The sequence below is a fragment of the Paenibacillus macquariensis genome, from assembly GCF_900156375.1.
In the GTDB taxonomy this organism is placed as follows: Bacteria; Bacillota; Bacilli; order Paenibacillales; family Paenibacillaceae; genus Paenibacillus_AQ; species Paenibacillus_AQ macquariensis.
This window is the reverse complement of record NZ_FTNK01000001.1, coordinates 170,316-185,690: the sequence shown is the minus strand read 5'-3', so window position 1 is coordinate 185,690 and position 15,375 is coordinate 170,316. Positions and strand designations below refer to the sequence as shown.

Annotated in this window: 18 protein-coding genes; all 18 read left to right on the top strand. The window is 40.8% G+C overall.

The window, feature by feature from the left end; translation table 11 throughout:
- The first annotated feature begins 16 nt into the window (after positions 1–16).
- The 18 genes from BW961_RS00705 to trpE all read left to right on the top strand — a co-directional run bounded on the left by BW961_RS00705 (position 17) and on the right by trpE (position 15,281).
- Positions 17–1,540, top strand: a complete 1,524-nt coding sequence (locus tag BW961_RS00705; RefSeq protein ID WP_068590177.1) for a sugar ABC transporter ATP-binding protein — start codon at positions 17–19, stop codon at positions 1,538–1,540.
- Positions 1,530–2,516 carry an ABC transporter permease gene (locus BW961_RS00700; RefSeq protein WP_068590178.1) on the top strand — a complete coding sequence of 329 codons (987 nt, stop codon included), beginning with the start codon at positions 1,530–1,532 and terminating at the stop codon, positions 2,514–2,516. Before BW961_RS00705 ends, BW961_RS00700 begins: the two co-directional genes overlap by 11 nt.
- Positions 2,517–2,688: 172 nt before the next feature.
- A complete protein-coding gene (locus BW961_RS00695; RefSeq protein ID WP_068590179.1) occupies positions 2,689–2,961 on the top strand; it encodes an HU family DNA-binding protein in 273 nt (90 codons plus the stop codon).
- Positions 2,962–3,070: 109 nt separating this feature from the next.
- Positions 3,071–3,295: a trp RNA-binding attenuation protein MtrB gene (mtrB, locus tag BW961_RS00690; RefSeq protein ID WP_068530390.1), complete on the top strand. Its 225-nt coding sequence runs from the start codon at positions 3,071–3,073 to the stop codon at positions 3,293–3,295.
- A 78-nt stretch (positions 3,296–3,373) separates the two neighbouring features.
- Positions 3,374–3,910 (top strand): hypothetical protein, encoded by a 537-nt coding sequence (locus BW961_RS00685; protein WP_068590181.1) that lies wholly within the window; start codon positions 3,374–3,376, stop codon positions 3,908–3,910.
- A gap of 118 nt (positions 3,911–4,028) precedes the next feature.
- Entirely contained in the window at positions 4,029–4,898 is an 870-nt protein-coding gene (locus BW961_RS00680) for a heptaprenyl diphosphate synthase component 1 (protein ID WP_068590183.1), read from the top strand.
- Between the two features lie 10 nt (positions 4,899–4,908).
- Positions 4,909–5,679: a demethylmenaquinone methyltransferase gene (locus tag BW961_RS00675; protein ID WP_082867626.1), complete on the top strand. Its 771-nt coding sequence runs from the start codon at positions 4,909–4,911 to the stop codon at positions 5,677–5,679.
- A 1-nt stretch (position 5,680) separates the two neighbouring features.
- Positions 5,681–6,553 carry a UbiA-like polyprenyltransferase gene (locus BW961_RS00670; RefSeq protein ID WP_068590185.1) on the top strand — a complete coding sequence of 291 codons (873 nt, stop codon included), beginning with the start codon at positions 5,681–5,683 and terminating at the stop codon, positions 6,551–6,553.
- Positions 6,550–7,155 (top strand): UbiX family flavin prenyltransferase, encoded by a 606-nt coding sequence (locus BW961_RS00665; protein ID WP_068590187.1) that lies wholly within the window; start codon positions 6,550–6,552, stop codon positions 7,153–7,155. Before BW961_RS00670 ends, BW961_RS00665 begins: the two co-directional genes overlap by 4 nt.
- A 2-nt stretch (positions 7,156–7,157) precedes the next feature.
- Positions 7,158–8,024 (top strand): menaquinone biosynthesis protein, encoded by an 867-nt coding sequence (locus BW961_RS00660; protein ID WP_068590189.1) that lies wholly within the window; start codon positions 7,158–7,160, stop codon positions 8,022–8,024.
- Positions 8,021–8,992 (top strand): polyprenyl synthetase family protein, encoded by a 972-nt coding sequence (locus BW961_RS00655; protein ID WP_068590191.1) that lies wholly within the window; start codon positions 8,021–8,023, stop codon positions 8,990–8,992. The genes BW961_RS00660 and BW961_RS00655 overlap by 4 nt, the downstream gene beginning before the upstream one ends.
- A 94-nt stretch (positions 8,993–9,086) precedes the next feature.
- Positions 9,087–9,530: a nucleoside-diphosphate kinase gene (ndk, locus tag BW961_RS00650; protein WP_068590585.1), complete on the top strand. Its 444-nt coding sequence runs from the start codon at positions 9,087–9,089 to the stop codon at positions 9,528–9,530.
- Positions 9,521–10,354: a CheR family methyltransferase gene (locus BW961_RS00645; RefSeq protein WP_068590193.1), complete on the top strand. Its 834-nt coding sequence runs from the start codon at positions 9,521–9,523 to the stop codon at positions 10,352–10,354. The genes ndk and BW961_RS00645 overlap by 10 nt, the downstream gene beginning before the upstream one ends.
- A gap of 90 nt (positions 10,355–10,444) precedes the next feature.
- Positions 10,445–10,609 (top strand): hypothetical protein, encoded by a 165-nt coding sequence (locus BW961_RS30235; protein WP_169810339.1) that lies wholly within the window; start codon positions 10,445–10,447, stop codon positions 10,607–10,609.
- A 178-nt stretch (positions 10,610–10,787) separates the two neighbouring features.
- Positions 10,788–11,957 carry a chorismate synthase gene (gene aroC / locus BW961_RS00640; RefSeq protein WP_068590195.1) on the top strand — a complete coding sequence of 390 codons (1,170 nt, stop codon included), beginning with the start codon at positions 10,788–10,790 and terminating at the stop codon, positions 11,955–11,957.
- Positions 11,958–11,959: 2 nt separating this feature from the next.
- Positions 11,960–13,066, top strand: a complete 1,107-nt coding sequence (gene aroB / locus BW961_RS00635) for a 3-dehydroquinate synthase (RefSeq protein WP_068590196.1) — start codon at positions 11,960–11,962, stop codon at positions 13,064–13,066.
- Positions 13,059–13,433 carry a chorismate mutase gene (gene aroH / locus BW961_RS00630; protein WP_068590200.1) on the top strand — a complete coding sequence of 125 codons (375 nt, stop codon included), beginning with the start codon at positions 13,059–13,061 and terminating at the stop codon, positions 13,431–13,433. Before aroB ends, aroH begins: the two co-directional genes overlap by 8 nt.
- A 294-nt stretch (positions 13,434–13,727) precedes the next feature.
- The gene (gene trpE, locus BW961_RS00625) at positions 13,728–15,281 is read left to right on the top strand and encodes an anthranilate synthase component I (protein WP_068590203.1); all 1,554 of its coding nucleotides are present in this window, start codon (positions 13,728–13,730) and stop codon (positions 15,279–15,281) included.
- Positions 15,282–15,375 lie beyond the last annotated feature (94 nt).

The following is a 15,375-nucleotide window of genomic DNA, read 5'->3' as shown; positions in this document are numbered from 1 at the left end:
AGTTAGGAGTGACAACATGACGGTATCACCTTTCCTCCTTGAAATGAAGGGAATCAATAAGCATTTTGCTGGCGTACCTGCTCTGGAATCGGTTAACTTCACAGTAAGTGGTGGACAAATTCATGGGCTTCTGGGAGCGAATGGAGCAGGGAAAAGTACACTAATGAAAATACTATCTGGAGCTTATCTTCCTGATGATGGTACGATTAAGGGCAATGGTAGACTATTTCAGTGGGGTTCACCAGCTGATGCCAAAGCTAGTGGTATTCATTGCGTTTATCAAGAGGTAGACGCAGCACTTGTACCGCAACTTACTGTGGCAGAGAACGTCATGTTAGATCGTCTAGCTGCGCCAGAATCGAATGTGTGGATCAAGCCGAATGAAATGATGGCTATATCAGAACAAATACTTTCGCGGCTTGGTGTAGAGATCAATGTACAACAGAGAGTGGGAGATCTGAGCTTAGCAGAGAAACAAATGGTGTTATTAGCACGAATCTTGGCTCAGGATGCAAAGTTGATCATTTTTGATGAACCAACAGCACCGTTAAGTCATAGTGAAACGGAAGTTTTCTTTCGTATTCTGCATGCGCTCAAAGAGAGTGGCGTTGCCTGTGTTTTTATCACGCATCGGTTGTCGGAGGTTTTGTCCCATTGTGATGTTGTCACTGTGATGAGAGATGGGCGTAATGTATATACATGCTCAACATCAGATACAGATACAGACCTGATTATTGAGCATATGCTCGGCAGAACATTTACAGAGGAATTTCCAAAAGTAGAAGCTCCGATTGGAGATATTATATTAGAGGTGAAAGATCTTCGAAAGGGCACAAAGGTACGCTCGGTTGATTTAAAAGTCAGGAGCGGGGAAATTGTTGTTGTCATTGGATTAGTAGGAGCGGGAAAGACAGAAACATCCCGTTTAATAACAGGGGCAGATCAAATAGAAGCTGGCAAGATCCGTATCCATGGAAAGTCAATATCTATGAAAGAACCTGCTGATGCAATCAAATATGGCATTGTATCTGTACCTGAGGAACGTCGTAAGGAAGGTATATTTATACAAGATTCCGTTGACCACAATCTTAGCTTACCAAGTCTAAGTAAGCTTAGTAATATGGGTCTTATATCCAATAAAAAAGAAAAAAGTCTTGGGACTCGGGTAGTTGAGCAGCTAGGGATTAAAACTACTTCGGGTAAACAATTAGTTCAACATTTAAGTGGGGGTAATCAGCAGAAAGTTGCGATAGGCAAATGGCTTGAAAGTGATGCAAGCATATTTGTATTTGATGAACCTACCAAAGGCGTGGATATCGGAGCGAAAAGTGATATCTTTCAAATCATTGGAACGTTAGCCTCTCAAGGAAAAGGAATCCTGTATTTCACATGTGAATTATCAGAAGGCATTGGGATTGGTGACCGGATTGCCGTAATGTGTGATGGTGAAATCACCAAAGAATTCAAGCGTGGGGAGGCTACGCCTGAGAAGCTGCTTTATTATGCTAGCGGAGGTGGGAAGGTAGGATATGAAAGATAAATTAATGAATTTGGCGTTTCGTTATGGTGCAGTCGTAGTAATTACAGGCGTTATCGCATTCTTTTCCTTCAAACTGCCCTATTTCTTTACCTATAGTAATTTAGCAGACATTCTGGGTTCGATTACAATCGTTACCTTTGTGGCGATAGGTGTAACTCTATCCCTTATTGTGGATGGATTTGATCTATCGGTAGGTTCGACAGTATCCATTACAACGGTTGTCTCGGCCTCTCTTATGATTTGGTATGAGCAACCGTTAGTCGTGGTAATTGTAGTATCATTATTGGTAGGAGCGATCATAGGCTTGCTAAATGCGCTACTCATTGTTAAGCTAAGAATCCCAGATCTGTTAGCTACATTAGCTGTGATGTACATCGTTAGTGGTATACATAAAACGTATACACAAGGGTACACCCTTTATAACCATATGGAATTTCCGGATGGGACGAAGGCACCTGGGGAAATGAATGCTACTTTTCTATGGTTGGGGCAAGGGAAATTACTAGGTATTCCATTTTCGGCTATTTTGTTGCTAATTGCAGTGGTATTTGTTCATATATTCTTAACTCGAACCAAGTATGGTAGACAAATGTATGTCACGGGTGGAAATGCAGAAGCAGCGCGACTATCCGGTATTAGAGTAAATAGAGTTAGAACATTAGCTTATGTAGTCTCAGGATTGTTTGCTTCGATCGGGGGTATTCTATTTGCTTCTCGTGTGGGTTCTGGACAGATTGATGCAGGGTCACCTCTATTAATGGAAGCTGTAGCTGCTGTTTTTGTTGGATTCTCTGTACTGGGAGCGGGTAAACCTAATGTCATAGGGACGTTCGTTGGGTCAATATTAATCGGTGTACTAGTCAACGGGTTAACGATGATGAATTTGCAGTATTTTACACATGATATTGTAAAAGGTGTAGTTCTTGTACTTGCATTAGCGATAACTTTTTACGTTTTAAACCGCTCCAAGACCTAAAACGCTTGATATTATGGGTGCACTGTATTACTATAAATTTGTTCCGCGCTCACTGTTCTATGTAGAAATGGGCGATTATGTCTGTAAAAAGCTATTTTAAAGTATATTTTGCGACAAAACGGAAACAAAGAATAACATTCGATCTCATTTCTGAATGAGGAGGTGAAATGATATGAATAAATCGGAACTGATTTCCCAAGTAGCTGAAACATCGGAATTGTCCAAGAAGGACGCTACAAAAGCAGTTGATGCTGTATTTGAAGCTATTGCTTCTGCACTACAAAGTGGTGATAAAGTGCAATTGGTAGGATTTGGTAACTTTGAAGTTCGTGAACGTTCTGCTCGTAAAGGACGCAATCCACAAACAGGTGAAGAAATCGAAATCGCTGCTAGCAAAATTCCTGCGTTCAAACCAGGAAAAGCGCTTAAAGACGGAATTAAATAAGATGTCTACAAAATCCATAGAACAAGTATCATTTTCAAAAAAGAGGTCCGTGACGTTTGTTCACGGCCTTTTCTTTTCTATAATCTCATAGATGGGAGGGATACCACTCGTGGAGAACAATAAAGATGATGACTATATCGTTGTAAAAGCAAAAGAAAATGGTGTACAGGTGATAGGGCTTACTCGTGGGCAGGATACTAAGTTTCACCATACCGAGAAATTGGATAAAGGCGAAGTGCTTATTGCCCAATTCACAAGTCATACCTCAGCTGTAAAGATTCGTGGTAAGGCAGAAGTTCTAACTAAACATGGAAAAGTTGAGAGCGAGAGTTAAAAAGCAGGCATAGCCTGCTTTTTTTAATTGTACAATGAGGTATGGAGTTTAATAGAAACGGTGAGAGGGGAACATTTGATGAATCGATGGATTCTTATGGGATGCACAATGTTACTGTGTATAGGGGCCGTGATATTCTTACCGAAATTATTCTCATTCCAAACCTTAATTGCGCAAAAGAAAGGAGTTATATCCGTGTTTAATCCTCATGCAAGTACGACACTTAGTAATGATAATCTGGTAGACACCCTCAGTACAGTGCCGTTTACGCTACCTATCAGTCATGTGGATTGGAAGACATCAACGTTGTCGTTGGATATGAAAGTAGTCACATCAGAAAGTACGATTACAGATATTTATAAAAATATGGCTGAAGCCATTTCGTTCAGTTTTGAGAATACGCCCAATGTGAATCGACTGATGTTGAGGATTATTGCGGAAGATAAATGGGTAAATACAAGTCATTTGCTGTTGGCTGCAGATGTGAGTCGGCAAGCGTGGAGTGAAGAGGTCACCAATGAACTACGAAATCATGCTGAGGCACCTCTATCAGATCATTTGAAACAAACTTTCCGTGTGACTGAAATGAAGCTATGGCTGAATCAGTTCAAATAGGTGACGATTGTTCAAAAAAAGATAGTAGAACCACAGTGCGTGGTCATTTAACATGTGCTATAATAGTCGAGATTGTGACAACATATAAGTGTTAAAGTTATCAGCTCGGAGGCTAACAATGAAATCTTACTGCATACCCCAACTTGCAAGTGGCTATATCGAGTATGACATGATTGAACAATACACGGAATTGCCAGTATTCCCGGACGCACGTGTCCAGTTATTATATATCTTTTTAAATAGTGCTAGTCATATAACGTTAGATCAGGCTGAACTCTATGCGCTCGTGACCTCTTTGGTACAGTTCGGGATCGACACACATGAGACAATTGACACGCAGCAAGGTAGTCAAGCAGAAGACCTTATGCGTTCACGCCAATTAAAAGTGCTGGCTGGTGACTATTACAGTAGCATATTCTATCAGCTGTTGTCCGATCGAGGGCAAATTGAAGTTATCACGTTATTGAGTAGAGCTATATGTGATTTGAATATGATGAAGATGAACCTGTACGGCTCAATGAAGAGCTTGGAATGCTCAGCAGAACAATATTTGGTGCAAAAAGTGCAGCTGAATATGCAGCTGTTTATTTCTTTTACGCCCATGTTAGAAGAGTCATTAAGGGATCTTTGGAAGTCTTTACTTCATGAGATCACTCTATGCGAGATTGTCATGCAAGAACTTAATCATACGCAAGAGGATCAGCCTCTAAGATATGGTTACAGTTATTGGAAAATGATGGAGTTGGCGAGCGTAGTAGACAAGCTAACGTTGAACGAAATAGAGATAAACCCTATTGAATGGAAAAAAATGATATATCAATATAAACCAATGGAACATATGACAAATTGTCTTCGTGAATCTGTTGATCGTATTCAACACCTCCTTAAAAGTCTAAAAGGAGATGTACGATTCTTAGGTATTGGACAAGTATTAGAACCATTTCTACTGTTTGTGAATTCTTCTGGCACAGTTCTAAGAGAGGGATAGGGTGATATGAATGGAACGAAATACCATACAACAACAACAACAACAACAAGCAGATCAGACGAATACAGTTGGCAAAGATAAGCCAAAGGAAGTATTCGTACAATCTGTATTCGAGAGTATTGCAACGAAATATGATCTCATGAATGATATTCTAAGCTTCCGCAGGCATAAAGCATGGCGCAAATTTACAATGGCTAAGATGAATGTGACACAAGGACAGAATGCCCTTGATTTGTGTTGCGGCACGTGTGATTGGACACTTAGTATCGCTGAGGCTAGTGGAACAGGAGACATCATTGGACTAGATTTCAGTCCAGGCATGCTTGAAGTAGGACGAAAGAAGATTAAGAGTCATCAACTTGAGGATATTATTACGTTAGTTGAAGGAAACGCCATGAGTCTTCCTTTCGAAGATCATAGGTTTGACTATGTGACGATTGGATTCGGATTACGTAATGTTCCAGATCTTGTACAGGTGCTTCATGAAATGAAACGCGTGGTAAAGCCAGGTGGAATGGTCGTCTGTTTAGAGTTATCCAAGCCGACTTGGCAGCCTTTCAAAGGGATCTACTATTTCTATTTCCAAAAAGTATTGCCAAGCCTAGGTAAATTATTTGCTTCAAGATATGAACAATACAAATGGTTACCTGATTCACTTGCTATGTTCCCAGGAAGAGACGAACTAGCAGGGATTTTTCAGCAAGTTGGACTGCAACAAGTCGATGCTTATTCCTTAACCGGCGGTATTGCAGCATTACATATTGGGATTAAGGAGAAATAAGATGTTTAAGAAAATGGCTATTTATCTTGAAATGATCAAGATTGAACACACGTTATTTACACTTCCATTTGCATTTATGGGCGCATTACTTGGATCGGTTACTGTACATGGGGTACTTCCTTCTTGGGCGCAGATTGGCTGGATTGTGATGGCACTGTTTGGTGCTCGAAGTGCAGCATTCGGATTGAATCGTATGATTGATCAGGTGATTGATAAGAAAAATCCACGTACGGAGAATCGTGCTATCCCAGCAGGGTTATTGAAGACGATAGAGGTTGTTGTGTTTACAATCATATCTTTTATACTTCTATTCTGGGCAGCAATAGAGTTATCTCCTCTTGCAGTCAAATTATTGCCTATCGCTGTATTTATGCTTGTGATTTACTCCTACACCAAGCGGTTTACATGGCTATGTCATGTTATCCTTGGAATGACAACTTCACTTGCCGCACTAGGGGGTTGGGTAGCCGTTACGAATAGTGTGGACTTAAGCGCAATCATATTTTATATTACACTTTCATTCTGGACCGCAGGTTTCGATATTATTTATGCCATTCAAGACATGGAGTTTGATAAAAAAGAAGGTTTGTATTCTATCCCAGCTCGGTTTGGGATTGATTCATCTTTAATGATTGCTCGGGTGTTTCACATGATCACAGCCATTGGGTTTATCACACTATTCTTTACTTCTTCACTAAGCTGGTGGTACTTCGTTGGCATGTTAATTTCACTTGGTATTTTATTCTACGAACATTTTATTCTTTCACCTAACGATATGAGTAAGCTACAACTATCCTTCTTTACGATGAACAGTGTTCTAAGTATTATTGTTTTTGTCTTTACGTTGGTTGATTTGGTGGTGCAGACCACTTGAGTGAACTGAACAAGAAACAAAGATGGGTTGTTGGAATAACTGGAGCAAGTGGTTCTATATACGGAATTAGACTCATCGAAACACTATTGACGGCTAATATAGATGTACATATGGTTATTTCAAATGCAGGATGGCGAGTGCTTCATGAGGAATTAGGTTGGAATAGTACAGACCGTGAAGGTATTGTGAAAGAGAAGTTTGGAAGTTATCCAGGAGCATGTATCTATCACCCTGTAGCGGATATTGGAGCCTCGATTGCTAGTGGCTCTTTTCAGGTAGAAGGGATGATTATTGCTCCTTGTTCGATGGGAACCTTATCAGCTGTTGCGCATGGTTCTTCAAGTAATTTGATGACACGTGCTGCGGACGTTATGTTAAAAGAAGGGCGTCCATTAGTATTAGTACCTCGTGAGACTCCTCTACATGCGATTCATTTGGAGAACATGTTGAAGCTTTCGAGACTTGGTGTAAAGATGATACCGGCTATGCCGGCTTTTTATTTCCAACCACAATCAATGGACGATCTAATAAACTTCGTTGTGGGTAAGGTACTTGATTCGATTCGGATCGACCATCATTTATTTAAGAGATGGGAGGGTTGATGATGGGAGCACATGGCTACAATAAGACTATCATTGGTAAAATTAAATATACAAATGCGTGGCCTATTTTTTATTACTTTAATCCTGATTCGTTGTGTGAACCTACAGAATTGATCACAGCAGTACCTTCGTTATTAAATAAAGGCATGAACGATGGTAGTATTGACATTGGAGCGTTATCTTCGTTTGCATACGGGCTATCTTCTGACAAATTACTATTGTTACCTAATCTTTCTGTTAGTGCTGATGGACCAGTACAATCGATTTTACTTTTTTCGCGTCAACCTATTGAGTCGATCATAAATGGTACGATTGCAGTGACGAATACCTCTGCAACCTCAGTTAATTTACTAAAGATACTAATGAACAAAGCGTTGAACGGAAATCCGACTTACCTCTCCATAGAACCAGATCTTAAGACGATGATGGAAGTGGCTGACGCTGCACTCCTAATTGGGGATAACGCGATCAAGGCCTCGTGGGAAGATCATGGATTCTATGTGACAGATCTCAGTGCATGGTGGAAAGAGTGGACAGGGTATAGTATGACCTTCGCCGTGTGGGCTGTTCATCGTAATGCTGCGGAGAACAAGCCTGAGATTATTCAGGATATTGTACAAGCTCTACAGGCAAGTAAACACCGTAGCTTGTCAGATTTGAATCCAATCGTGGATGAAGCGATGATCACCATTGGTGGTACACAGGACTATTGGACGACATACTTTGAGAATTTATGTTATGACTTTGGAGAACAACAACGACAAGGATTAGAACTTTATTTACGCTATGCTCATGAGCTTGGACTTATCCAGCACGAAGTGGCAATGGAAATGTGGGAAGAGAATACGCGAATACGGGTGAAAGAATGAAGAGATTAGACATGTTCGGATTATTGAAAAAGGATATGGATTATATAGAACAGGAACTCTATCGCAGTATTAGCGGTGATGATCTAATCCATGAAACATCGCTACACCTCCTCAAAGCGGGAGGAAAGAGACTCCGTCCTGTCTTTGTGTTAATGGGTGGCAAATTCGGAGAATATGATCTAGAGAAGCTGATGCGTGTAGCAGTTCCGCTAGAACTCATTCACATGGCTTCACTCGTTCATGATGATGTAATTGATGATGCAGACACACGACGTGGTCAATTAACGGTTAAATCGAAATGGGATAACAAAATCGCCATGTATACAGGTGATTTCATATATGCGAAAGCCTTGGAAATCGTAACGCAACTTCCTAATCCTGAGATTCATCAGATTCTCTCTAAAGCGATGGTAGAGATGTCAATTGGAGAGATGGAACAGATCCGTGATTTCTTTAATACAGGACAAAGTGTACGACGGTATATGTTACGTATTCGTCGTAAGACGGCTTTATTGATCGCTGTGAGTTGTCAGCTGGGTGCCGTTGCTGTAGATGCCAATCCTAACTATAGTCGCCAACTTTATCGTTATGGCTATAATGTTGGAATGGCTTTTCAAATACAGGATGATCTACTTGACCTCTGTGGAACAGAGAAGCAGATTGGTAAGCCACCTGGAAGTGACATCCGTCAAGGGAATATTACATTGCCTGTTATTTATGCTCTTCAGGACAAAGAAATCCGTGGTCCCCTTCTTCATGAACTGACACGAATCCATGAATTGAATGGAGATTGTGATGTTTCAACGGCCATTTCGCTTGTTAAAGCAAGTGCAGGAATTCAACGGGCTGAGGAACTGGCATCACGTTATATTAACAAGGCTTTGGATGCTTTGAGTGAACTGCCAGATTACAAAACAAAACGGAATTTGAAAGACATTGCTCACTTTGTAACGAGACGGTCATATTAAGTATTAACGACAGGCCTACTTTTCTGTTAAACTACAGATATTGGTAAGGAAATACTTGCATATGATAGATTTATTAGAAATGGAGAGTGAGCACATGGAACGTACTTTTTTGATGGTAAAACCTGATGGTGTGCAACGTGGATTAATCGGTCGTATTATTTCAAGGTTTGAGGACAAAGGGTTTACTTTAGTAGCCTGTAAGGTAGTTCAAGTGACTGAGAATCAAGCGAAAATTCACTATGCAGAACATGATGGGAAAGATTTCTTTCTTAATTTAGTGAATTTTATCACATCAGGTCCGGTTGTAGCTATGGTGTGGGAAGGCGATGATATCATCGCGTTATCTCGTGTCGTTAATGGGAAGACGAATGTGAATGAAGCACAACCAGGAAGCATTCGGGGAGATTTCGCCGCACATACACCTAAAAACCTGATTCATGGTTCAGATTCTCCGGAGAGCAGTAAGCGAGAGATTGCTAATTTTTTCGAAGATCATGAACTTGTGAAGTACGATAAAACCATTTCGTCATGGATATGAAATCTCTCGTGTTCCCAGTAAATCATAGCGAAGAGACCACATCGACTGATCCAGATTATGCTCACTTTATTGAAATGATAAAAAAAGAGACTGGGATTGATCTCTCGCAATATAAAGAAGGCCAGATGAAGCGTCGATTAACGACTCTACGTGTGAAGAATGGTTATCATTCTTTTGATTTGTTTTTTAAGGGCATGATGCAAGATAAGAACTTATTTAATGAATTTCTGGATCGAATGACCATCAATGTGTCAGAATTCTGGCGTAATCCCAATCGTTGGGAAGTGTTGAGGGATTCTATCATACCTGAGCTGCTTCGTAGCAATAAAGGTCGTCTTAAGGTATGGAGTGCAGCGTGCTCTACAGGTGAAGAGCCTTATACATTAGCTATGATTCTTGCTGATAAAGGAATTCTAATGAATACCACACTTATGGCTACGGATATCGATAATGGTGCTTTAGAGAAGGCCCAGACGGGTCAGTACCTTGAACGATCATTAAAGGATGTGCCTAAGGACGTAGCAGCAAGACACTTTATTTCGGAGGGTATTCAATATAATATCAATGATTCCCTGAAGAAAGCTGTTCAATTTAAGAGGCAGAATCTACTAATGGATACCTTTGATTCTTCCTATGATCTTATTGTGTGTCGTAACGTCATGATCTACTTTACGGAAGAGGCGAAGAATAAGTTATATCGCAAATTTGCAAATAGTCTTCGTCCTGGGGGATATTTGTTTGTTGGCAGTACAGAACAGATCTTTTCACCTTCACAATATGAGCTTGAATCAACAGAAACATTCTTCTATCGAAAAAAGTTATAGGTTAATCGTCTCAAAAATGTATATTATCCTTTCCTCATCGCGATACTACTATTCATAGAACATTATGGATAAGTGGGGGTTAGTATAAGAATGGATAAACGTAAGGTGATCAGAGCCTATCAACGTGGTTTTATTACTATTCAAGAATGTGGACAGATTTTAGGGTTGGAACAGGTACAACTTAATCGCTTGATTCTTGATTCTTTGGATGATCATTCGAGTATTGAACTTGAGATTCAACCGATTAATAGCTGAGTCATCCTCGTATCAAAAGCGCCGAATCCCGTGATTATGAGGATCGGCGCTTTTTTATTATGTATTGTTGAAAGGATATAACCTTTCTTGTCAAAGTGTAAGAGCTATACTATAATAAGCAAAGATATTATCGGGTTTTAGCCATTCACAGTATGAAAGTCTAAAGGGGGAAAGCAACATGAGTTTACGCTATTTAACTGCAGGGGAGACTCACGGTCCCCAACTTACAGCTATTATTGAAGGACTACCAAGTAATTTAACATTGGATTTCGAAGAACTTAACTTCCAATTACATCGTCGCCAAAAAGGGTATGGACGTGGACGACGTATGCAAATTGAAAAAGATACCGCTCAGATCGTGGGTGGCGTTCGACACGGATATACGACAGGAGCACCTATCGCTTTGGTTGTTGAGAATAAGGATTGGACACATTGGCGCAATATTATGAATATTGAGCCTATCGAAGGAACAGATGAAGAGAAACGTCGTGTGCATCGCCCTCGGCCTGGACATGCGGATCTTAACGGTGGACTTAAGTACAATTTGAAAGATTTACGTAATGTTCTCGAACGTTCTAGTGCAAGAGAGACAACTGTTCGTGTGGCATGTGGCGCGATAGCTCGCCAATTCCTTGCTGAATTCGGAATTAAGGTTGCTGGACAAGTTATCCGAATTGGTGAGATTGAAGCACCAGTACATAATTTATCCATTGATGAATTGATTGAACAGACGGAAGCTTCTTCTGTACGGGTAGTCGATGCCGAAACGGAGAAGAAGATGGAAGCTTACATTGATCAAATTAAGGAAGATGGAGATTCCATCGGTGGGATTGTGGAGTGTATCGTTGAAGGCGTTCCTATTGGTCTGGGTAGTTATGTACAATATGATCGTAAGCTAGATGCACGTATTGCTCAAGGCGTAATGTCTATTAATGCATTCAAAGGTGTAGAAATCGGTATTGGATTCGAAGCAGGTATTCTGAGAGGTTCACAGGTACATGATGAGATTCTATATAGCGAAGAACAAGGGTACTATCGTGCTAGCAATCGTTTAGGTGGATTTGAAGGTGGTATCACGAATGGTATGCCTGTTGTCGTTCGCGGCGTAATGAAACCTATTCCAACACTATACAAGCCACTACAAAGTGTGGATATCGATACGAAAGAAGCATTTACTGCTCAAGTTGAGCGTTCAGATGCATGTGCTGTTCCAGCAGCAAGTGTTGTGATGGAACATGTCGTAGCATGGGAAATAGCTAAGGCTTTCTTAGAGAAATTCGGTGGAGATTCGATGGACGAGATAAAAGCGAATTATAACAATTATCTTGAGCAATTGGAGAACTATTAAATATGAGAACGGTGAATGTGGATTTGGGTGAACGTTCGTATCCTATCTATATTGGATCTGGTCTTCTAAATAATATTGGTCAATATTTCAAGGATCATGGGATATCTTTAAATAGCCCATTAATGATTGTTACGGATGATCATGTAGCCGCACATTACTTAAAATTACTACAAAAGTTATTATTGGAGGCTGGGTATGAAACAGTCTCCAAAGTAGTCAAGGCAGGGGAGTCATCTAAGTCGTTATCCGTACTTGAAGAAGTCATGACGACAGCGATCGAAGGGAAACTCGATCGCAACTCAACAGTGATTGCACTGGGGGGCGGTGTCGTAGGCGATCTAGCAGGATTTGCTGCAGCTACATATATGCGAGGAATCAAGTTCGTTCAGATTCCGACGACCATTCTTGCGCATGATAGTAGCGTGGGTGGTAAAGTAGCTGTGAATCATCCTCTTGCGAAGAATATGATCGGGGCCTTTCATCAACCTGAGATGGTTCTCTATGATCTAGACACTTTGCAGACGTTACCTCCACGAGATGTTGCCTCAGGTCTATCTGAAATGGTGAAACACGGTCTGATTCGAGATGGTGAATTCGCAAGATGGTGCAGAGAACATGCGAGTGAATTGTTAGCACTTGACCCTGAAGCTTTAGAATATGGCCTTTCACGAGGATGCGCGATCAAAGCGGATGTTGTATCCCAGGATGAACGAGAAAATGACTTGCGTGCCATTCTTAATTTGGGGCATACCATCGGACATGCGATTGAGGCTGTTGCAGGTTATGGTGAATATATGCATGGTGAAGCCATTGCGATCGGTATGGCTGGATCAGCCCGCCTAGCCGTTCGACTTGGTCGTGATGCTACTATTTATGATGAAACGGTGAGTATGCTTCAATCCTTACGGTTGCCTGTTACGATGTCATCACATCTATCAACGGACGACATCATGGATGCAATGAAACACGACAAGAAATTTAGAGAAGGTCATATGCTCTTTATTATTCCAGATTCCATTGGATCTGTTAGCATTGTGAAGGATATACCCGAACAACTTGTACGTGAAACGATTGATCAACTCAGAGAAGGAGGAGAAACTCATGTATAACCGCGGAATTCGTGGAGCTACAAGTGTTACACAAAATGATGAGCAGGAAATACTACAAGAGACAGTGACGCTTCTTAAAGAAATTGTCATTCGTAATGAGATTGAGCCAGAAGATATCTGTAGTGTATGGATTACGATGACCGCTGATTTGGATGCAACGTTCCCTGCTAGAGCGATTCGTCAACTAGAAGGTTGGGACTTAGTTCCACTCATGTGCTCGGTAGAAATACCTGTTCAGGGTAGCTTACCTCAATGTATTCGGTTCATGATTCAGGTGAATACGGAGAAGAGTCAACGTGAAATGAAACATGTATATTTAAATGATGCACGTAAGCTAAGACCGGATCTTTCTACAACATCGAACTAATATATTCATTCTTCGGGTTGTCAAAGGCTACTGTAATCATGTATAGTTGAGTTAGTTGAGTAGAGCACAGTTTAGTTGAGATGAGTATAGTTGAGCAGAGTCCATATGTATTTTAAATTCGGTACAGAATCACTTCTGATTCTTGATCTTATTCCTTTAGCGTTAGCTATATTAGGTTTATGATCTTGAGATGAAGAATGAGATTTGTGACCGGACTCTTTCATATACTTCATTACCAGTAAACCTCTACTTTTGTAGAGGTTTTTTGTTTAATTTAATGAGGGAGGGATGGTCATGATGACCCCCAGTTTAGAACAGGTAATAACACTATCAAGTCAATTTAATCTTATTCCCGTAGTAAAACGTCTATTGTCTGATATGGAAACACCGATCCGTGTTTTTCAAAGGTATGCTCAGCGCGATCGCGCATTTCTACTAGAAAGTGTAGAGGGTGGGGTTCAATGGGCTAGATACTCCTTTATCGGAACAGATCCATTCCTCATGGTATCAGGTAAACAAGGGCGAATTGTTCTTGAAAAGAATGGCGTAGAAGAGATTATGAAGGGAAAACCGGTAGAGGAACTTAAGGCGTTATTACGTTCTTACCGTAGTCCCAAGCTAGAGGAGATGCCGCCATTTACAGGTGGTGCCATTGGATTCTTTGGTTATGATCTACTACAGTATTATGAGAATTTACCAGCACACGCAGTGGATGATCTCCATATGGATGACATTCGGTTCATGTTCTGCGATTCCATTATCGTGTTCGATCACGTAAAGCAACAAATTCTATTAGTAGGTAATGTGCATGTTAAGGATGGAGATACCGATCTTGATATTGCGCGAGAATACGAAGCTGTTAGTCGTAAGTTAGAAGATATCGCAGAGCAGTTAGAAGAACAAGGTCCACGTGAAAATGTGAATCGTAACAGTATCCCTCAGGATGTGGAACTTGGAGTCATCAAGTCCAACATGACCAAAGAACAATACATTTCGAACGTCGAACAAGCGAAAGAATATATCCGTGCGGGTGACATCTTTCAGGTTGTATTGTCCCAGCGGTTTCATATAGAAACAGAAGTATCACCTCTTCATGTGTACCGTGTACTTAGAACATTAAATCCTTCACCCTATATGTATTATTTGAAAATGGATGACGAGATCATTGTAGGAACGTCGCCTGAAGCACTTGTGAAAGTGAATGAAGGTCGAGTGGAGACTCGACCTATTGCAGGCACAAGGCCTCGTGGAATAAGTGAAAGCGAAGACCGTGCATTAGCTGAAGAATTGCTAGCAGATGAGAAAGAACGTGCAGAACATCTAATGCTCGTCGATCTAGGACGCAATGACCTGGGCAGAGTATCTAAATTCGGAACCGTTAAATGTGATTCATTTATGGAGATCGAGAAGTACTCACACGTGATGCATATCGTCTCTAATGTAACAGGTCAGCTCGATGAAGATAAAGATTTCTTCGATGCATTTCTATCTTGTCTACCTGCGGGAACCGTATCAGGAGCACCTAAGCTCCGAGCAATGCAAATTATTGCGGAGTTAGAGAAAGAAGCGCGTGGGGCATATGCTGGAGCTATCGGATACTTAGGTTTCTCCGGAAATATGGACTCTTGTATCACGATTCGCACATTGATATTCCGTAAAGGCAAAGCCTATATACAGGCGGGTGCAGGAATAGTGTGGGATTCTGTTCCAGAGAAAGAGTATGAGGAAACAGTTAATAAAGCAAAAGCGCTACTAAAAGCGATCCGTACGGCAGAGATCATGTTTCCACCAGCGAAACGAGATCACGATATGATAAATCAAGATTATTTATATGAATATACACCATAAGATCGTGTTCAAAATATGACTTTTTGAACAACCTCTAAAAGTGTTCGAATATTGGATAGGGGTTTAGAGAGCTGAACCCATGCAAATGAATATA